We start from the raw sequence: 19441 nt of genomic DNA on the forward strand, positions 1-19441 counted from the left end.
GAGACGGTCACTCGACCGTCGCCGCCGCCCTCTCCTCGAGTCGATCTTCGGCGCGCTCGCGGTCCGCCGGGTAGCCGACGTCCACCCGCCAGCCGTCCATCCGGATCGCGTCGATCGTCCGCCCGGACTGGATGAGCAGGTCGATCGCGTCGGGCAGTTCGTACTCGCCGCGGTCGGAGGGCTGGACCAAGTGGCAGGCGTGGAAGATCGCCGGCGTGAACGTGTAAAAGCCGGTCATGACCAGGTTGGAGGGCGGGTCGTCGGGCTTTTCGGTCACCTCGACGATCTCGCCGTACTCGTTCGTGTCGAGGACGCCGTAGCGCGACGCCTCCTCGTAGGGCACCTCCTCGACGAGGAAGGCGGCGTCCGCGCGCTCTTCGCGCTGGCGGTTGATGACGTCCGCGAGGTTGGCCCGGAAGATATTGTCCCCGAGCATGAGGACGAAGTCCTCCTCGACGTGCGGTTCGGCCTGGAGGATCGCGTGGGCGAGCCCCAGTTGCTCTCGCTGGTGGGTGTAGGTGATCGGCACGCCCTCGTAGGCGTCGCCGTAGCGCTCGATGATCTGTTCCTTGCGGTAGCCGACGACGACGATCAGCTCCGTGACGCCGATCTCGAGGAGGTTGTCGAAGACGTCCTCGAGGAGCGGTTTGCCGTCGACCTCCACGAGGACCTTCGGCTTGTCCTCGGTGAGCGGCCGGAGGCGGGTGCCCTCGCCCGCGGCCAGCACGACTGCTTGCATAGCAGTAGTGCGGCGCGTGGATCATATAGGTTTTCGGGCACGAAGCCGTGACATCGACGGTTGCGGGTCGCGTGTGCGCGGCTTCGGCGGTCGCGGGTCGCGTGTGGCTTCGACGGTTGCGGGTCGTGCGATTGGAGAAGACGACCGGCCGAGGAACCACGGAGACGGCGACCGAGTCGGCGGGGCGACCAGAAGACCTTTTTCGGCGACTGCCAACGTGAACCGTATGAATCTCGGCGGGAAACGCGCCCTCGTGACCGGCGGCGCGGGCTTCATCGGCTCGCACCTCTCGGCGCACCTCCTCGAAACCGGTACCGAAGTCGTCGTCGCCGACGACTACTCGAACGGACGCGACGAGTGGATCCCCGACGGCGCCGAGCGGATCGAAGGCGACCTCACCGATCGCGAGGTCGTCGCGGACGCCGTCGGCTCCGACGTCGACCTCGTCTTTCACCTCGCCGCGCGAAAGGACCCCAACGACCAGGACCCGCGCGGGCAGTTCAGCGAGAACACGACGATGACCCACCTGCTGCTCGAGGAGTCGCTGGCGGCCGGCGTCGAGGGGTTCGCGTTCGCGTCGTCGTCGACGGTCTACGGCGAAGCGCCCCGGCCGACGCCCGAGGACCACGCGCCGCTCGAGCCGATCAGCGTCTACGGGGCCGGCAAGCTCGGCGAGGAGGGTCTCGTCTCCACGTACGCACACTCCCACGGCCTCCCCGCGTGGACGTTCCGCTTTGCGAACGTCGTCGGGCCGCGGCTGCGCGGGGCCGTCGTCCCCGACTTCGTCGAGAAGCTGGTCGACGATCCGGAGCGGTTGACCATCCTCGGAGACGGCCGACAGGAGAAGTCCTACGTCCACGTCACCGACTGCGTCGACGCGATGTGTCACGTCGTCGAGCGCGCCGAAGAGGAGAATCCGGACCGGCCGATGCACACCTACAACCTCGGAACGTGGACGACGACCTCGGTCGACCGGATCGCCGACGTCGTCTGCGACGTCCTCGGCGTCGATCCCGACTACGAGTACACCGGCGGCGACCGCGGCTGGACCGGCGACGTGCCCCGAATGCGCCTCTCGATCGACAAACTCGACGCGCTGGGCTGGGAGCCGACCCTCGAGAGCGACGAGGCGGTTCGACGCGTCGCCCGCGAGGTCGCCGACGAGATCGCTTCCGAGACGTCGCTCTGAGCGTGGGGTGGTCCCCGGTCGACCAGAAAAGAGCGGCGTAGCGCCGCGATCTCACGACCGACGAACCAGCGGCTCGTACCACTCGCGGTTGTCCCGGTACCAGTCGACGAACCGCGAGACGCCAGCGCGGATCTCGGTCGTCGGCTCGTATCCGATCAGTTCGCGCGCCTTCGAGACGTCGGCGTGGGTGTGGCGGGCGTCCGCCGCTCGAGCGTCCTCGTGGACGGGCTCGACGTCGGCGTCGGTCACGTCGACGACGTGCTCGGCGAGTTCCCGGATGGTGATGGTTCCGGTGGAGCCGACGTTCAGCACCTCGCCGTCGGCGGCGTCGGTTTCGAGCAACGCGAGATTCGCCTCGACGACGTCGTCGACGTACGTGAAGTCGCGGGTCTGTTCGCCGTCGCCGTAGATGATCGGAGCCTCCCCGTTGAGACACCGCGAGGTGAAGTTCGTGATCGCCATGTTCGGCCGCATCCGCGGGCCGTAGACGGTGAAGTACCGGAGGCTGACCGTGGGGAGATCGTGGATCTCGTTCCAGACGCGACAGTAGTGTTCCGCCGCGAGTTTGGTGACGCCGTAGGGACTTTTCGGCGTGTTCGGATGCTCCTCGTCGTAGGGGAGATACTCGGGGACGCCGTAGACGGACGACGAGGAGGCGTTGACGAACCGGCGGACGTCGCTCTCGACTGCGGCCTCGAGGAGGTGGACGAGTCCCGTCGTGTTGATCTCGTGGACTTTCTTCGGTTTCTCGACGCTGGTCCGAACGCCCGCCTGTGCCGCCTGGTGGTAGACCGCGTCGGGGTCGTGGGTCTCGAAGACGTCCTCGACGAGGGATCGGTCGGTGATCGAGCCCTCGACGAACGAAAACCGGTCCGGAGCCGCCTCCCGACAGCGCTCGAGGTTGCGTTCTTTGATTCCCAGGTCGTAGTACGGGTCGAGAACGTCGAGGGTGACGACGCGGTGGCCCTCCTCGAGGAAGGCCTCGGCGAGGTGCGAGCCGATGAAGCCCGCGCCGCCGGTGACGAGTACGGTCATGCTCGACCAATAACCCGGAGGTGGTTAGTCCGTTTCGGAGTCTGGATGGAGGTGCTCTCGATCGAACGAGCTAGAACCGACTGTCGGAGTTTCGTACCCAGGGAACGTCGAACGGAAGGTTGTCGAACACGGTGGTGCGGAAGTTCCTCGAAATAGCGATCAGCGTGGTGAAAAACGCACCGGCACCGACGCCCGCGAGGAGGATCGCGACCGGAATCGTCACGGGCTGGTCCACCGCAGCGAGCCCCTGGATGATGGCGGCGACGAGAAGAGCCATTACGAGTGCGGCGATCCACTGTTTTCCGAGCTCGAGGGCCGGCACGTCGAACGACACTGTTTTTCGCACGTACCAGTACCCGACCACCAGTCCAATTGCCGCCGAGCAAGCGGTCGCGACTGCGGCACCGATCCACCCGTACGCCCAGATCATGCCGACGTTCAGCGCGAGGTTGGAACCGACGAAGACGACGTTCACGCGAAACGCGAGATCGGGGCGATCGATGGAATTCAACGTCGTCGTGAATTGTCGTTGATACGAGTAGATCAACCGAGCGAAGATGAGCAACGTGAGAATGTATACGCCCTGGGTAAACTCTTCGCCGTAAATCGCTAAAATTTGCTCGCCGATGAGAACGCTCCCGAACAAGCCCGGAATGAGAAAGAGACCACAGTATGTAATTCCGTCACGAAGGTACGAAGAAACGGTGTCGAGTTGCTCGTCACTCGAGGCGTCACTGATTTCGGGAAAGAGCGTCTGGCTGATAGCGATACTAAATATCGCCATGAAAGAGGCGATGTTCCAGGCGATTTCGTAGATGCCGATGAGTCCAGCTGAGACGAAAAATCCAAGTACAATGGTGTCCATCCAGGAAAATGTCTTTCTCTGGAATCCACCGAGCCACGCATATTTTGCGTACGATAATAAACTGACAAAGTGACGTTTCTGCGGTGTGTGGACTCCAACTGAGATTGCAAAGAGTGAAAGAACGATAATAATAGCTGTTCCGGCAGCATGTCCGATGAGCAGACCTGTTAAGCCAAATCCGGCAGCAACGGCACCGAGTTGGAGTATTGACCGACCAGCATTGCCACCAATATCGAGGATTGCGTAGGTATGGACCCTATGAGACCCCTTCAAAACCCCTCCTATGAAACTAAACAGGATATTAGCAGCTAAGATGAAGACGGCGAGTTCAGCGACCGTTGCGCCGATGTATGCTTCAATGTACTCTCGGAATAGAAAGATAATTCCAATAAGACCGCCGAGAATAGTGAACTGGAGGGTCAATCCCGCAGTAACGAATTCGGATGCTTCGTCGCCTTCACTGAGTCGTTTAATAACAGCCTTTGTTAACCCGAGGGTAGCAATCAACTGAAACCAAGTGACCACAGCCAAGACGAGAAAATAGATTCCAAGTGTTTCGGAACCAAGCAAACGAGCAAAATAAACCATAGCGAAAAAGCTCAGAAGAGACGAGGCTAACTTCGAAATGAAGAAGATAACAGAGGTTTGGCCGATTCGCATCGTCTACCCGTTATCCTTTTCGCTGCTTGCGTAACTCTTTCCATATACTGCTTTATGAAGCTGAGAGTCGGATCAGCTATCACCGACAATTTATATATAATCAGCCGATTCTAAAGAACCATGTGGCTGCAAATCGGCTTTGTGATTGCTCTATCGATAATTCTCTTTGTATGCCTTGAATCCTTAGCAAAATATCTTCTGGTTAGACTTTCATTTGCCCCTAAAGCCGAATTCCCGGAAATAAAGCCAGAGTCAATTGAAAAATTTGACAGCTTCGACTCCGAACTCGGCTGGGAGCGACAGCCGAATGAACAAAGAAAAAAAGATACAGGACACTCATCACCGAATGATCCGGAAGCTGACCGGGTCACTTATTCAACAGATGAATATGGAAGTCGAATTTGTTCAAAGGATCGAGAGTCATCCGGACCAAACGTCGCTACATATGGTGACTCGTATTGCTTTTGCCGCGATGTTCAAGATAACGAGACATTCCAACACTATCTTTCGGACGAATTAGAAACACATGTCAGCAACTACGGCGTCGGGAATTACGGGGTCGACCAGGCATTGTTGCGGTTGAAACGACGATTTGACGATGATCCAGCCGATTATGTGGTGATGGCGGCGTTATCCCACTCAATTCCTCGAATTCTCAGTGTTTGGAAACATTATTCGGAATTTGGGAATACTTTCGCTGTTAAACCACGATTTTGCTTCAGCGGAGACTGTCTTGAAAAAATACCGTGTATAGCTAATTCACGGGAAGATATTCTCCAATTAGAAGAGCAGGCCGAATTCCTTCGTTCGAACGATTACCATTATGAAAATTGGTTTCATCCTCGACGGCTGTATCGGCCGTATACACTCCGGTTCTGTCGAAACCCTGCAAATATTCCACACGCATTGACTAGCATAGCTAACTTTGCTCTGGATTCAGTCAATATCCCGATCACGATACCTCGAGATCGATGGGATCATATGCGGAAAATGGAACAGTATGAGTATCATGAACAGGTAATCATAGAGTGTGAGGATCTCTATTGTGAGATTATTGGAGAATTTGTTGAGTTTGCTTGTTCTCGCAATGCTGTTCCATTGTATCTGCCACTCTTCAGTGGAAAATACATTGAGTATGAATTAGAGCATGGCTCAATCGATCAATCAATTAATGATCGTCTCCGGTCGGAATATCCTCGTCTACATGTACTTGATACGAGATATGAAATTGTTGGACATATCGAGGATATTAGTGAATTATATTCAGGTGAAGGTACAAATGGACACCATAGTGCAATGGGGAATAAATTGATTGGTGAATCGGTAGCAGCAAAAATTCGTGAATTGGAGGAACAAAAGGGATTTGTAACACTAACCGATTAAGATACTACAATAAAGCATGCATGTCATGGAACCGCCTACGCCATAAATCATCTACTATCGAAGTGAGTATATATTAGAATGGGATAACTCAAGAATATGCTCTCTCTCATTCAACGTGGTTTTAACGTGCTGCGTGAGGATGGCTTATTAGATTTTATTTTTGAAACGACAAGATACGTTAAGCAGTATCCGGGAAGTGTTTACTTCTTTTTTAATGATTTCAAAATAGATGTCGATTCAGGAACCACACTGATAGACCTCAGGTCATCAACACTTGGCGCAGATAGCTTCGCACTGATCCAACAACTCGAGAAAGATGAATCATTTTCAAGGCTGTATCTCACCGTAACCGATCGAAGCGAATTCGAGGAACTAAATAACGATATTATCCACGAATTCCGCAATCTTGATCTCGAGATTGAAGTCGTAACTGCACACAGTAAGAGATTCTGTGAAGCATTGGCCGCTTCGTCGCTAATCTATCTCTGTAACCGATCGTCGCTAGCTACGTATCGACTTCTCGATCGAAATTCGAACAGAACGTATACCTCGAGTTTTCACGGCGTGATCGCGAAAGCGTACGGAACGCTTCGACCGTCGAAAACCGAACAGAAACGCTCTGATCTACTCTCGCGCTTCAGGCGCGAACTCGACGTACAGTCTGTCGAATCCGACGTCGAACTGTACAGTAGGGCAACAGCAGAAACGTTCCATCCCGACAGGTTACAGAAGTTCGGATATCCGCGGTTCGACCGAATACGCGAGCTAGAGGCCGGCGAGGAAGAACCCGTTCTCCCCGAGGAAGCCAAACGAGAGCTACAAGACGACGTATTCACCGTACTCTACGCACCGACGCAGCGTCACGGATACTACGAGCCGCCGTTTCTCGCGTCGTCGGAGACGGCTATCGAACAGATACGCGAGTTCTTGTCAGAACGTAATATCCGAATTTACGTGCGGACGCACGTCAACGACGAGCGACGAGGGCTGTACGACGACGTCGTAGACGGTGAAACGATCAGGTACGCAGGGCACTCGTTCGCACCGATGTCCACCGAGCTGCTTCCGTTCGTGGACGTCCTCGTAACGGATTACTCCTCGATATACTTCGAGTTCTTACCGTTCGATCGTCCGATCGTGTTTTTCTCTCAAGATCACGAGCGGTTTATGCGAACGATAGGGGTTGCGTTCGACTACGACCGGTACTTTCCGGGGCCCAAGATACAGAGCACGGAAGAGTTTCTCGAGGAGCTAGAATCGCTTTCGGGCGGTGATGACGGCTATCGAGATGAGCGTGAGTTCGTTCGACGGACGTTCCTGCCACCACGATCAAAGACCTTTCTCGAGAACGTACTCAACACGAGACCCGCTCGGAATTAGTAGTCGAGTGATGGAATGGAGAGATCGTCCGGGGTGAAGTTCGGGTCACCAAACGTGAGTTGGTTGCGACAGTGGATCTCGAGCATCCGTTTGTGATTGCCGGGCGTCCAATTCTTCCGGGTGAGAGATGCCGGAGGGGAGCCAATCAGTTTCCAGTACTGGCTCATGACGAAGCGAACGAGAGCGTTATTTTGATGGAACACGTATCCGCCTGATCGATCCCAGAACGAAACCGCAGAGTAGGCCGGGACTGGTCGCGGAGCGATGCTGTCGATCACACCTCCCTCACCGAGTTGGATCGTTTCAGATCGAACGATGCGATCCATTTCGGGTGCCGTATCCCACAGGTTATCACCGTCCATATAGTCGGGAACGGATTTTCCCATAGCGGCTAGTAACGTCGGCGCGATGTCGACTCCGGAAATTATCGGTTCGTACTGTTCGTTTTTTGGCAGCCCCGCTCCGAGAAATACGACTGGAACGGTCACAACTTCGGGAACCAACGGAGAAGCGTGACCGTAGAACCCGCCGTATTTCACCTCACCGAGAAGTTCGCCGTGATCCCCGAGAAAAACGACCAACGTTTCTTCCAATACACCCATCGCAGAAAGCGTGTCAACTAACTCGTGAAAACGCTCTGTAGATTTCTGTACCCCCCTTTCGTACAATTTCTTCAGCTCTTCGTTCGATCTGCCTCGCCAAAACGTCTCGTCATCGGGTTGTTCCTCGAAGGGAATTCCGTACGGACTGTGTCCGCCTTTATCGAGTTCTACGTATACGAACGGCGGTTTCAGATCCGTAACTCTTGTTTCTCCATTTAGTCGATGTACTTTGACGATCGGCTTTTCAGAGGAATCGAGAAAAACCCAGCTCGTATCCGCACCAAGTCCATAATTTGGCCTCGACTCAAACAGTTCGGGTCGTTTAGCGAGCTGCTCTCGATCTTTACGCCACAACTTGTGTCGGCTGGGGTATTGCCCAGTCGTTATCGCTGAAACGCTTTGGAGCGTTCCTGTCGAGGGCGTAATCATCTTTCCAGCGATACCTGACCTCCCGACCCGTTTTGGAAGATGGTCAGATCTCAGCGTGTCTGAAATGAATAAGACAACGTTCTCGACAGTAGTTCGATTCGATAACGTTCGTAAGGAATCGGTTGATGATATACTCATGAGATTATACTTCTTCAATTTGATCGAATCCGCCCCCCGCTGTCGATTGTCTCAGAGGGTAAATCTCATTGGGTACCCTCTCGGTAGATGGCGGTTTCAAATTCATAAGATACATATCGATTTCCTACCACTAACAATAGTAGATGCGCAATAGTGCGTCGCGATATTCATAATGTGCTTTCTCTATACTCTGTATGTATCCCGGAAAGTATTTTCTACTCGGTTGAATCTACTTCTCGACGCAGGACTTGCAAGGTGACTTGAAATTGCTTGATCGATCACAGAAGATCTACGATGCAGTAGCGTTCCGTGTTCAGGAAACGCGACAGAGTGGGCCTCGCAATGATACGATTGCGGTAACGTTGCGGGAATCGACGTTAGATGCGGATACACTATCACTCGTTCTTTTAGCCGAGAATCATCCCGCAATTACAACAGTATATTTGGTCGTAGAATCTCTCGACCGATTCCATCAGACGCACGAAGAACTCGTGTCTCAATTAGATTTACTTAATTTGAATATTGAAGCGGTTTCGTATCGGAGTGAATTACTCCAAACAGCGTTAATAGAATCGTGGATAACGTTTATCCGAAACTCGAGAGATTTGCTCTATCACCGATTCCTAAACAGTGATCCAAAACGAAACTTCGTACAGATCTATCACGGGCTTGCTAAAGGGAGCGGTAACTTACGGAGAGATTCTCAGGAAAAACAGCGTGAAAAGAGACTCAATAGCCTCTCCTATCAAAAGCCGTTTTTGTCGAGGATATCCACAGCCGTCGATCTCTATACTGTTTCCACTGATATTGAGCGATTCTACCGGTCTGCAGCGGACGGGATACAACCAGCACTTATTCAAAAGTGTGGCTATCCAAAATACGACCGGCTCTACGAACTGATAGACTCAGAGGGCGCAAAACCAATCGTCCCGAAAGAAACGCAACGGACACTAGAAGCAGACGATGTTCAATACCGAATTCTATACGCACCGACTCACAGAGGTTCGTATGGATTGACGAAACTGTTTCCGTTCGATGATTTCGATATCAAAACGCTTCGTGCGGAATTAGCTTCTTGGAACGCCGAACTCTACATACGAACGCACATTTCCGAAGAACGGGCTGGAACGTACGATGACGTGGTTGACGGTTCCGTGATCAAGTACGCAGGACACTCGTTCTCACCCTCATCTACCGAAATTCTCCCATATTTTGACGTGCTCGTAACGGATTATTCGTCGATATATACAGAATACCTCCCACTCGATAGACCAATCATCTTTGTTAAGGATACAGGTACGGACTACTTTCGTAGTAAGGGGTTGGCACTCGATTACGGAACATACTTCCCCGGTCCAAAAGTCGATCGTCTTAATGATTTGACCACTGAGTTAGAGTTGAGTCTCAACGACAACCAGTATTATGCAGATGATCGCGAATTTGTAGCAAAAGCGTTACTTCCTGATCCAGACCAACAGTTCCTTGCAAGCGTTATGCAAAATTTATCGCAGTAGAATAATAAAAAGCCATTTCAGAATCTACTCAGACACGTATCGAGGAAGAATCGAGGTATTTGTCAAAATATCTTCTCGCAGTTTTCTCTAGTGTGTACTCACTCGTGACGAGGGATTTTGCTTCTCGAGCTATGTGATTTCGATAATCGTCGTTCTTCACAAGTGATACTATTTTTTCACTGCAATGTTCTGGATTATCGACCTCGTGAAAGGACGCAACATCCTCGAACGGGCTTCGAAATTCCGGGATATCAGAGAAGACGCACGCGTTCTCTACTGCGAGTGCCTCGAGTGCGGCGACGCAGAACCCCTCCCATCGAGACGGCATCGCGTAGATGTCGATCTCGTCCATCATCTTGTATACCTGTCGCCGTTCCTCGAGGAATCCCAGTAAGTGGAGACGAGAGCTGTGTTTAGCAAGAGAAATCTGTCGCTCGAGTTCGGAACGGAGCGGACCATCGCCCGAAATGACGAGTTCGATCGGTCGATCGTAGTTCGCGTTCGCTCGGTCGACGGCGTCGATCAACACGTCGTGAGCCTTCTGTTCGGTGAGCATTCCGGCCGACCCGACGACAATTGCGTCGGGATGGATGTCTGCAACGTCGTGGATACTCCAGTCAGTTTCGCGGGCACTTTCGAGCCGCTCGAGGTCCACGCCGTTTTCAACCACGGATACGGACGAGTTCGAGACGAGACGATTTTCCCACCACGCGAAAGAGTCTCGAACGGATTCAGAAACGCAAGCGACCTCGTCGGCCAGCGCATTTGTGAGTCCGTTCGCGATTCGACCTTTTCGCGTAAAGCCGCCGTGGTTGTTGTGCTCCGTTACCACGATCGGTTTGCCGAGCCGGTTAGCGATGAGCTTCGCGTAAAATCCCGAGTGATTGTGATGAGTGTGGACGATGTCGTACTCTTCTAGCACGGACCTCGCCTCACGATACTGTGTAGGAGTAACTCGATAGGAACTATCGGAAACGTCGAGGTTGTGAATCTCAATCGAGTCCATGTTTCGAAACGGTTCGACGCCTTTCCAGGCGAGAATGCCGACGGTTTCAATTTCGTCGAGCGTCGCCTGCGTCGTCGCAAGATCGCCTGGCATGCTGGTGTCCCGAACGACGTTCACGACGTGACACACGCTAATCTCTCCGGCCATTCGATTACCATCTCCTATACAAACTCACCTGATAGATGTTTTGACCTCGGACTCGCCAAATTGTGCACCGGAACAATACGAGTCGTAATAGAATCGACCTGACACGCAGAAGGAGTGCTTATTTATTTCAGTAGTTCATCTCCCCCGCTGTCAATGCAGCCTCCAGTTGTCGTTATTCTCGGTGCCGGCCAACCCTTCTCCGGCACCGACCCCGCCGCGCTCACGCGAACGTCCGGCGACAGGCGCGCTCTCGACTGGCTCCTCGAGAGCTTCCAGCACGAACTCGAGGAACCCGAGATCCACTTCGTCGGCGGGTATCGGATCGACGAGGTGATCGAACAGTATCCCGACATTCACTTCTCGCGAAACGAAGACTGGGAGGAGTCCGGCACCGTCGGCTCGCTGCTGTCGGCGCCGCTGCCCGACGAGCGGGAGCTGTACGTCTGTTACGCCGACACCGTCTTCCAGGCGGACGTCGTCGAGTCCCTCCGCGAGGACGCGGGGGACGCCACCGTCGCCGTCGACACCGAGTGGCGGACTCGATACACCGACCGCGACGAGGAGAGCCTCGAGCGCGCCGAGAAAGTGCGACTCGAGGGCGGCGAAATCGCGGCGATTAGCACGGAGGTGCCGCTCGCGGAGACCGACGCGGAGTTCACGGGCCTGTTGCGTCTCTCGCCCGACTGCATCGAGCGGCTGCTCGAGCTGGCGAGCGCGGGCGTGGTCGACGAGACGGACGACCTGCCGTCGCTCGTCAGACTGCTCAACGTCGACGTGGACGTCGCTCCGGTCGACGTACGCGGCAACTGGGCCGAACTCGAGACCGCGGACGACCTGGCGCGGTTCGTCCTGGATACGAAGGCGAACACGCTTCGGCGACTGGAGTCGGTCGTCGAGCGCAGCGTCATCGAGGATCAGTACACGTTCACCGCGGGCGAGTGGGAAGCGGACCCGGACGCCGTCCTCGGGGGGGTTCGGGCGACGTTCGACGACGACGTCATCGTTCGCAGCAGCGCGCTCGCGGAGGACACCTGGGACGAGTCGAACGCCGGCAGGTTCGAGAGCGTCCTCGACGTTCCGGTCGACGATCCGACCGCGCTCGAGGGGGCGATCCAGCAGGTCGTCGACTCGTATCCGAACGGAAACCCGGACGATCAGGTCCTCGTCCAGCCGATGCTGACCGACGTCGACCACAGCGGCGTCGTGATGACCCGGTCGGTCGAGACGGGCAGTCCGTACTACGTGATCAACTACGACGCGGCCACCGGGAGCACCGAGTCGGTCACCGACGGCAGCGGCGAGGCCATCCGAACCGCCATCGTCCGCAAAGCACAGCTCGATGGGGCGACCGACGTCGAGGACGTCGTCACCAGCCACGCCCAGGCGCCGGCGGGCATCTCGCTCGAGGACGTCCTCGCCGCCGTCCGCGAACTCGAGGACGTGATCGGACACGACAGCCTCGACGTCGAGTTCGCCACCACGGCCGACGGGACGGTCCACGTGCTGCAGGTCAGGCCGATGGCGCTCGACCCCGCCGACGAAACGGTGGACGACGGGGCGATCGCCGAAACCGTCGACGAGGCCCGACGACGCTTCCACGAGGCGCAGGCTCCATCGCCGTTCGTCCTCGGCGAGCGGACGATTTTCGGCGTGATGCCCGACTGGAATCCGGCGGAGATCATCGGTCGCAAGCCGAAGCTGCTCGCCGACTCGCTGTACCGGTATCTCGTCATGGACGAAGTCTGGGCCCGCCAGCGCGCCGAGTACGGCTACCGCGACGTGCGACCGCAGCCGCTGATGCGAAGCTTCGCGGGCCAGCCGTACGTCGACGTCCGGGCCGTGTTCAACTCGTTCGTTCCCGCCTCGGTTCCGGACGAACTCGCCGAGCGACTCGTTTCGTACTCCCTCGACCGCCTCGAGGCGAACCCCGAACTCCACGACAAGGTCGAGTTCGAGATCGCGATCACGTGTCTCACGTTCGACTTCGAGACCCGGGCCGAGCCGATGCTCGAGGCCGGCTTCACGCTGGACGAACTCGAGCCGCTCCGGGAAGGATTGAAAGGGATCACCCACACCGCGTTCGACCGCGTCGACGACGACTACGAGCGGGTGGATCGACTCGAGGAGCGGTACGCCGAGATCGACGGGAGCGAGCTCCCGCCGCTTCGGAAGGCGCGAGCGCTCCTCGAGGACTGTCGGCGGTTCGGTACGCTCCCGTTCGCCCACCTCGCCCGGTCCGGATTCGTCGCCGTCTCGCTTTTGCGCTCGCTCGAGCGAAAGGGGGTCCTCGAGAGCGAAGACGTCGCCCGGTTTCTCAACTCGCTCAACACGGTCGCACGGGAGTTCGAACGCGACGGCCACCGCGTCGCGGCCGGCGAGCTGGCGTGGGAGGCGTTCGTCGAGCGCTACGGCCACCTCCGGCCGGGAACCTACGAGATCACGTCGCCGGCCTACGCGAACGATCCGGAGACGTACCTCCGGCCGGTGGCCGAGTCGGCAGAGAAACCTCCGTCCCACCCGGATCCCGGTGACGCGTGGGACGAGGGGACGCGAGCCGCGATCGAAGACGAACTCGAAACGATCGGGTTGCCGGCCGACTGCGATCGGTTCGTCGAGTTCCTCACGAGCGCCATCGAGGGACGGGAGTACGCGAAGTTCGTCTTCTCGCGGAACCTGAGCGAGGCGATCGAACAGCTCGCGGCGTTCGGCGAGCGCCACGGCCTCGACAGGGAACAGCTCTCGCACGTTCCGCTCGAGGACCTCTTCGAACTGTCCGCGAACCACCCGCCGGGCGAAATCGGAGCGTGGCTCGCGAACCGGGCTCGAGAGGGACGGCGTCGTCACGTCGTCGCCCAGTCGGTCGAGCTTCCGCCGCTGTTGCTCGACGACGCCGATTTCGACGTGTTCGAGCGACCCGCCCGCGAGGCGAACTTCGTCACGGACCGGACGATCAGGGCGGAGGTCGTGGAAATCGAGACGATCGACGAGACGACGACGGACCTCGACGATCGGATCGTGCTCATCCCGCAGGCCGATCCCGGATACGACTGGCTGTTCGGCCACGACATCGCGGGGCTCGTCACGATGTACGGCGGGGCGAACTCCCACATGGCCATTCGCGCCGCCGAGTTCGACCTCCCGGCCGCCATCGGCGTCGGCGAAAACCGGTACGAACAGCTGCGCGCGGCCGACGTCCTCGAGCTCGATTGCTCCGGACGGACGATCCGGGAGCGCTAACGACGTCTCGGTCGACGGCCGGCCGAACGCGTGTCGGCGATGCTCCCCGACCGTCGAACGACCGCCGACGACTTCGCCCCGGATACCGAACCGGAGGATCTTTCGCTGTATTCAATTGAGTGGAGCGCCAACTCCCGTCGATGGGACGTCTCGGCATCACCCAACGCGTCGAGGTCGTCGAGGAGTACGACGAGCGACGCGACTGTCTCGATCAGCGCTGGGCCGAACTCGTCGAATCGATGGGACACGTTCCGATCCCGTTGGCGAACCTGGTCGACGATCCGGCCGACTACCTCGAGGCGCTCGCGGTCGACGGCCTCGTCCTCACCGGCGGCAACGATCTGCGTCACCTCGCGGACGCCGAGAACGTCGCCCCGGAGCGCGACGAGTTCGAGGCAGCCGCCCTCGAGTACGCGCTCGACGAGGAACTCCCCGTCCTCGCCGTCTGTCGCGGGATTCAACTTCTGAACGTCCACTTCGGCGGATCGCTCGGTCGGGTCGAGGATCACGTCGCTCGCGACCACCGCGTTCGGTTCGAACGCGGCGTCGATTTCGCGCCGGAGGAGCCGATCACGGTCAACAGTTACCACGGCTACGGAATCGAGCGCGAGGACGTCGCGGAGCCGCTCGAGACGATCGCCGTCGCCGAGGACGGATCGATCGAGGGTCTCGCCGTGCCGGACCGGCCGATCGTCGGCGTGATGTGGCACCCCGAACGCGACTCGCCGGCGGCCGCGGTGGATCGCCAGCTTTTCGAGCGTCTGTTCGGTGGTCGGTACTGATGAAAGCCGTTCACCTCGCCGCCGGGGAAGGAACCCGGCTGCGACCGATCACGGAGGATCTCCCGAAACCGCTCGTCGAGCTTGGCGGCCGGTCGCTGCTCGAACGAAACGTCGACACGCTCGAAGCGGCGGGCGTCGACGAACAGGTCGTCGTCACCGGCCACTGCGCCGACGAGATTCGAGACCGCGGCTACGAAACGGTGCACAACCCGGTCTACGACGAGACCGACATGATCTACAGCCTGTTCTGTGCCGCCGACGCGTTTCCCGAGGACGACGACCTCGTCATCTCGTACGGCGACATCGTCTACGAGGAGGCGGTCGTCGACGCGCTGCTCGAGTGCGACGCGCCGCTGTGCGTGGTCGTCGACCGCGAGTGGCGGCGGCTCTGGGAGCTTCGGTTCGACGATCCGCTCGACGACGCGGAGACGCTCTCGATGGACGACGACGGCCGAATCCACGAGATCGGCGGCGACACCGACGACTACGACGAGATCGACGCCCAGTACACCGGCCTGCTGAAGGTGCGCGCGGATCACGTCGACGAACTCGTCGAGGAGTACCGGTCGCTCGAGGCGGGTGCGGACGGCTACGTCTCGATCGACACGACGGCGTTTTTACAGCGGTTGATCGACGGCGGCTGGAACGTTGAAGGGGTTCCCGTGGACGGGAAGTGGCTCGAGGTTGACTCGACCCAGGACCTCGAGACCTACCGCGAACTGTACCGGTCGGGAGAGCTGTCGGAGATTCTGTCGCTGTAGGGCGCAACGATCGCTCGAAACACGACGGGTCACCGACTCCGATCGTACCGAGAGAGGCGTCGAGCGTGGATGAGCAGTTCGGGTCCGAAGATCGCGACCGTGTACGCGGCGTAGAGGAGCAACCAGAGGTCGATCGCGCCGAGGACGACGCCGAGAAAGAGTAGTGGGGCTTTGAAGCTCGATACGACGCCGGCGAGCATTCCGGGGGTGATCTCGAGATCGGTGGACGGCTCTTCGTCGGTCGCCGGCAGCAGCTGCGTCGTCTTGTACAGGACGAGCCATCGGACGAGGCGGAAGACGACCTCGACGGTGGCGACGCCGAACCAGAGTATTGCACTCACCTCGAGAAAAGCGAACGCGTCCGTTCTGTAGAGCGCAACGGCGACGACGAACGGGGTCGCCACGTGATAAATCACGCCGACGAACCAGTCCAGAAACGCGCCGAACGCGCTCGAAGTTTCGTTGTATCTGGCCACGACGCCGTCGACGAAGTCGAGAAGGTACCAGAGGTTGAGCAGTACGGCACCGAAAGCGAGCGCGGTGAACGACGTCCCGGTTGCGATCGAGACGAGCCCGACACACAGAACGACCGCACCGATCGCGGTAACGTGATTGGCCCCGAGCCCGAATCGAAGGAACAGCGGTGCGACGTAGAACGAGAGCGGGCGAACGACGAGAAACGCCCAGAAGTGGTTTTGAAAGTCCGACTGACGTTTCTCGTCGGGGTGTTGCCGTTTCAGCTCGCTCGGCGAAACCGACGAATCAGACATCGCTCGGTGGTTTCGTTCCTCGTACCAAAGGTCATTCGACTGGCCAGCACGGACGGCTGCTCCCGGCTTCCGAGAGGGATTGAACGGGTATCGGACGGTCGTCCGCCGTTCGATCGAGAGCGGTGGCGCGAACCCGAACGAGCGCTGCTACCGTCTCAACGATCCGAGTGAAATTCGTCGAAAACAGCCTCGAGAAACGTATCGTCTCGCTCGGGCAGAAACGTGTCTCTGACGAACGCTCGTCGATCCTCGTACCTTTCCTCGCCGGCGAGACAGCGCTCGAGGTGAACGAAGAAGGCTTCGGAGTCGTCGATCTTCTCCCCGGGGAAGTATCGGTCGTAGTCGAACGCGAGGCCACGGGTTTCGAGAAACGCCTCGTGATCGTCCGTGAGGAAGACGATGGGACCGTCGAACGGAAGAAAATCGACGTAGATGGAGGAGTAGTCGGTGACGAGCGCATCGAAGTACGGGAGAATTTCGATGGGGGACTGGGCGAACGTCGTTCCGGCGTATCGAATCAGTTCGCCGTCGATGTACTCGTCGTAGATACCGTCGTCGTCCTCGAGCGGATGCATTCGCACGTAGAGGACCGCGTCGCGTTCGGCCAGAAAGTCCCGAAACCGGTCGACGTCGAACCCGTCGAACGGAAACAGGGTCGTCTCGTACGCGCCGTCCTTGTGCGTCGGTGCGTAGAGAAACCGATACGATGCACCGTCGTTTTCGAGTTCCTCGCGCGACCGTTCGGGAACGATCGGTGTCGCAGTCCCCGATCGCAACGCGCGGATCCGATCGTACCGGGGATATCCAAACGTTCGAAAGAGAGACGGCTTCTTGCCCTCGGCCGTTACCCTGAAGTGTCGCTCGACCTCCGATTCGATCGACTGTGCGTCGACGCCGACCGCGGAAAGCGACATCAGTCGACTCGGATACGACAGCTCGTTCGAACGTGAGCGACGCTGGCGCTCGAGCTGTTTCGTTCGAAGGTTTCCGTACGCCTTGGTGATGATTCCGTGATGGATTCTGATAAACGTCCGCGACGGCGTGCGGTTGCACAGCCGGTAGTTCCAGAGGTCGTACCTCGTCGTGAAGAAGACGAACGAGGAGTCGACCAGCCCTCGAACGAACGCCCTCGAGTGCTCTTCGACGACGGTCACGCTCGCACCTCGTTCCTCCAGGCACGGGACGATACGTCGAGACGTCTTCTCGAAGATTTTCGGAGACCGTACGACGAGGTAGATGTCCCAATCGGACAACGAGCGGGAGATCTGTGCCACGAGCGAAAGCGTATCCGGCCCAAACGATGAGCCCCTGAGGTAGATCGTCACGGCAGTACCGGGTCGTTCCCGACGCAGATCGGCCGAAAGAAATCGAAGAGGGGCCGTCGTCAGATACTCCCGAAATCCCATACGAAACGAAAGATCGCTAGAGGAGCATAGTCGTTGCCGTCTACGACGAACGAGCGACACCGACGATACACGGATCTCGAGGCCGTCGAAATATCACATGGCAGATGTATATATCGCCGAACGCTGACGTTCGAAGTTCGAGTTCCGCAGTAGTTTTCACGATCCCTTCCAACCATGGGTCATGGCGCTGTTGATCACTCTCGCGGCGGTCTTACTCGCAGTTACGGCTCTGCCGTACGTATGCTATCTCGTTCTGTACGCGATCGTCGCGCCGTCGGGTTCGCCGGCGGCGAAGGAATCGATCGAGCCGACGGTCAGCGTCGTTCTGCCGACGTACAACGAGTCCGGCATCGTCGAGCGAAAGCTCGAGAACCTGCAGACGGTCGACTACCCCGCGGAGAAGATGGAGCTGGTCGTCGTCGACTCGAGCGACGACGAGACGCCGGCGCTCGTCCGGGAGTACGCCGAGACGCACGACGAGTTCCCGGCGCTCACGATCATCGAAGAAGAGGAGCGTCGCGGGCTCGCGCCGGCGCTCAACGACGCCTACGAGGCGGCCGAGGGCGAGATCGTCGTCAAGACCGACTGCGACTCCATGCTCGACGAACGAACCGTTCGGGAGGCGATCGCGAACTTCGCGGACGAAGACGTCGACGCCGTCACCGGCCAGAACGTCGAGATTCCGGGCGGAAGCGACGTCGAGTCGAGCTATCGCGGCGTGCAGTCGCACATTCAGAGCCTCGAGTCCCACCTCGATTCGACGCTCATCTTCCACGGGCCGTTCTCCGCGTTTCGCAACGAGTCGATCGTGGCGCTCGATCCGAACTCGCTCGCCGACGACACCGAGCTCGCCCTGAAGATCCGGCGCAGCGGCGGTCGGGTGATCTTCGATCCGGCGGCCCACTACAAGGAGGCGGCTCACTCGAGTTTCCGGAAGCGGCGCACCCAGAAGGATCGACGGGCGATGGGACTGATTCGTCTGCTCGTGCAGCACCGGGACGCGCTCTTTCGGTACGGACGGTACGGACGGATCGTGCTTCCGTTCAACTGGTGGTTCATGATCGCATCGCCGTGGCTGTTGCTCGCGAGCGTGCTCGCGGTTACCGCGGCGGCCGTCTCGGTGGCCGGGATCGCGGGCGCGAGCGTGCTCGTCCCGCTTCTGGCGTTCGTGTGGCTCGGCCAGGCGGATCGGCTGGGGCCGATACAGCCGGTGTACGCGATCTTCGACACGCAGGTGTCGCTGCTGCGAGCGAGCGTCGAACTCGTCCGGGGAGAGAGCGACGGGACGTGGGAGGTCGACGCCGAACTGCGAGAGGCGTACGAGTAAACTACCCTACCCTACTTCGCTCACCCCATACGGGATTCGCTCGTTGAGGGGAGGGCTTTGATGTGGACTCC

At 58.3% G+C, this 19441-nt stretch carries 15 protein-coding genes; 8 read left to right on the forward strand and 7 right to left on the reverse strand.

Annotated elements, in window-relative coordinates:
- Nucleotides 1–7: 7 nt before the first annotated feature.
- Nucleotides 8–739, reverse strand: a complete 732-nt coding sequence (gene aglF / locus EA472_RS06335) for a UTP--glucose-1-phosphate uridylyltransferase AglF (RefSeq protein ID WP_124190668.1) — start codon at nt 737–739, stop codon at nt 8–10.
- 226 nt (nt 740–965) lie between these two features.
- On the opposite strand from aglF, the gene EA472_RS06340 reads away from it, so the two are divergent.
- Nucleotides 966–1928: an NAD-dependent epimerase/dehydratase family protein gene (locus EA472_RS06340; protein WP_124190669.1), complete on the forward strand. Its 963-nt coding sequence runs from the start codon at nt 966–968 to the stop codon at nt 1926–1928.
- Nucleotides 1929–1979: 51 nt separating this feature from the next.
- On the opposite strand, the gene EA472_RS06345 is transcribed toward EA472_RS06340, so the two are convergent.
- Nucleotides 1980–2963 (reverse strand): SDR family oxidoreductase, encoded by a 984-nt coding sequence (locus EA472_RS06345; protein ID WP_124190670.1) that lies wholly within the window; start codon nt 2961–2963, stop codon nt 1980–1982.
- A 70-nt stretch (nt 2964–3033) separates the two neighbouring features.
- Nucleotides 3034–4488, reverse strand: coding sequence for an oligosaccharide flippase family protein (locus EA472_RS06350; RefSeq protein WP_124190671.1), 1455 nt, complete (start codon nt 4486–4488; stop codon nt 3034–3036).
- A 120-nt stretch (nt 4489–4608) separates the two neighbouring features.
- Here EA472_RS06350 and EA472_RS06355 point away from each other — a divergent pair, with 120 nt between their 5' ends.
- Both EA472_RS06355 and EA472_RS06360 read left to right on the forward strand, forming a co-directional pair.
- Nucleotides 4609–5871, forward strand: a complete 1263-nt coding sequence (locus tag EA472_RS06355; RefSeq protein ID WP_124190672.1) for a hypothetical protein — start codon at nt 4609–4611, stop codon at nt 5869–5871.
- A 126-nt stretch (nt 5872–5997) separates the two neighbouring features.
- Nucleotides 5998–7251: a CDP-glycerol glycerophosphotransferase family protein gene (locus EA472_RS06360; protein WP_165874834.1), complete on the forward strand. Its 1254-nt coding sequence runs from the start codon at nt 5998–6000 to the stop codon at nt 7249–7251.
- Here the strand turns inward: EA472_RS06360 and EA472_RS06365 are convergent.
- Entirely contained in the window at nt 7248–8282 is a 1035-nt protein-coding gene (locus tag EA472_RS06365; RefSeq protein WP_165874835.1) for a sulfatase-like hydrolase/transferase, read from the reverse strand. The genes EA472_RS06360 and EA472_RS06365 overlap by 4 nt on opposite strands.
- Nucleotides 8283–8680: 398 nt before the next feature.
- On the opposite strand from EA472_RS06365, the gene EA472_RS06370 reads away from it, so the two are divergent.
- Nucleotides 8681–9934, forward strand: coding sequence for a CDP-glycerol glycerophosphotransferase family protein (locus EA472_RS06370; RefSeq protein ID WP_165874836.1), 1254 nt, complete (start codon nt 8681–8683; stop codon nt 9932–9934).
- A gap of 28 nt (nt 9935–9962) precedes the next feature.
- On the opposite strand, the gene EA472_RS06375 is transcribed toward EA472_RS06370, so the two are convergent.
- A complete protein-coding gene (locus tag EA472_RS06375; protein WP_124190676.1) occupies nt 9963–11087 on the reverse strand; it encodes a glycosyltransferase family 4 protein in 1125 nt (374 codons plus the stop codon).
- Between the two features lie 153 nt (nt 11088–11240).
- On the opposite strand from EA472_RS06375, the gene EA472_RS06380 reads away from it, so the two are divergent.
- The 3 genes from EA472_RS06380 (at nt 11241) to EA472_RS06390 (ending at nt 15867) form a co-directional block, all read left to right on the forward strand.
- A complete protein-coding gene (locus tag EA472_RS06380) occupies nt 11241–14324 on the forward strand; it encodes a PEP-utilizing enzyme (protein WP_124190677.1) in 3084 nt (1027 codons plus the stop codon).
- Nucleotides 14325–14464: 140 nt separating this feature from the next.
- Nucleotides 14465–15106, forward strand: a complete 642-nt coding sequence (locus tag EA472_RS06385; RefSeq protein WP_124190678.1) for a type 1 glutamine amidotransferase — start codon at nt 14465–14467, stop codon at nt 15104–15106.
- On the forward strand, nt 15106–15867 hold the full coding sequence (locus EA472_RS06390) for a phosphocholine cytidylyltransferase family protein (RefSeq protein ID WP_124190679.1): 762 nt from the start codon (nt 15106–15108) through the stop codon (nt 15865–15867). The genes EA472_RS06385 and EA472_RS06390 overlap by 1 nt, the downstream gene beginning before the upstream one ends.
- Nucleotides 15868–15896: 29 nt before the next feature.
- On the opposite strand, the gene EA472_RS06395 is transcribed toward EA472_RS06390, so the two are convergent.
- Entirely contained in the window at nt 15897–16637 is a 741-nt protein-coding gene (locus tag EA472_RS06395; RefSeq protein ID WP_124190680.1) for a CDP-alcohol phosphatidyltransferase family protein, read from the reverse strand.
- Nucleotides 16638–16792: 155 nt separating this feature from the next.
- A complete protein-coding gene (locus EA472_RS06400; protein WP_165874837.1) occupies nt 16793–17791 on the reverse strand; it encodes a CDP-glycerol glycerophosphotransferase family protein in 999 nt (332 codons plus the stop codon).
- A gap of 433 nt (nt 17792–18224) precedes the next feature.
- Here EA472_RS06400 and EA472_RS06405 point away from each other — a divergent pair, with 433 nt between their 5' ends.
- Nucleotides 18225–19370, forward strand: coding sequence for a glycosyltransferase (locus EA472_RS06405; RefSeq protein WP_124190682.1), 1146 nt, complete (start codon nt 18225–18227; stop codon nt 19368–19370).
- Nucleotides 19371–19441: the final 71 nt, after the last annotated feature.

Origin of the sequence: Natrarchaeobius oligotrophus, assembly GCF_003841465.1 — an archaeon.
Taxonomy (GTDB): Archaea; Halobacteriota; Halobacteria; order Halobacteriales; family Natrialbaceae; genus Natrarchaeobius; species Natrarchaeobius oligotrophus.

Coding starts and splice junctions, on each gene's coding strand:
- aglF (WP_124190668.1), bottom strand. CDS start 739: ATGCAAGCAGTCGTGCTGGCCGCGGGCGAGGGCACCCGCCTCCGGCCG.
- EA472_RS06340 (WP_124190669.1), top strand. CDS start 966: ATGAATCTCGGCGGGAAACGCGCCCTCGTGACCGGCGGCGCGGGCTTC.
- EA472_RS06345 (WP_124190670.1), bottom strand. CDS start 2,963: ATGACCGTACTCGTCACCGGCGGCGCGGGCTTCATCGGCTCGCACCTC.
- EA472_RS06350 (WP_124190671.1), bottom strand. CDS start 4,488: ATGCGAATCGGCCAAACCTCTGTTATCTTCTTCATTTCGAAGTTAGCC.
- EA472_RS06355 (WP_124190672.1), top strand. CDS start 4,609: ATGTGGCTGCAAATCGGCTTTGTGATTGCTCTATCGATAATTCTCTTT.
- EA472_RS06365 (WP_165874835.1), bottom strand. CDS start 8,282: ATGATTACGCCCTCGACAGGAACGCTCCAAAGCGTTTCAGCGATAACG.
- EA472_RS06375 (WP_124190676.1), bottom strand. CDS start 11,087: ATGGCCGGAGAGATTAGCGTGTGTCACGTCGTGAACGTCGTTCGGGAC.
- EA472_RS06380 (WP_124190677.1), top strand. CDS start 11,241: ATGCAGCCTCCAGTTGTCGTTATTCTCGGTGCCGGCCAACCCTTCTCC.
- EA472_RS06385 (WP_124190678.1), top strand. CDS start 14,465: ATGGGACGTCTCGGCATCACCCAACGCGTCGAGGTCGTCGAGGAGTAC.
- EA472_RS06390 (WP_124190679.1), top strand. CDS start 15,106: ATGAAAGCCGTTCACCTCGCCGCCGGGGAAGGAACCCGGCTGCGACCG.
- EA472_RS06395 (WP_124190680.1), bottom strand. CDS start 16,637: ATGTCTGATTCGTCGGTTTCGCCGAGCGAGCTGAAACGGCAACACCCC.
- EA472_RS06405 (WP_124190682.1), top strand. CDS start 18,225: ATGGCGCTGTTGATCACTCTCGCGGCGGTCTTACTCGCAGTTACGGCT.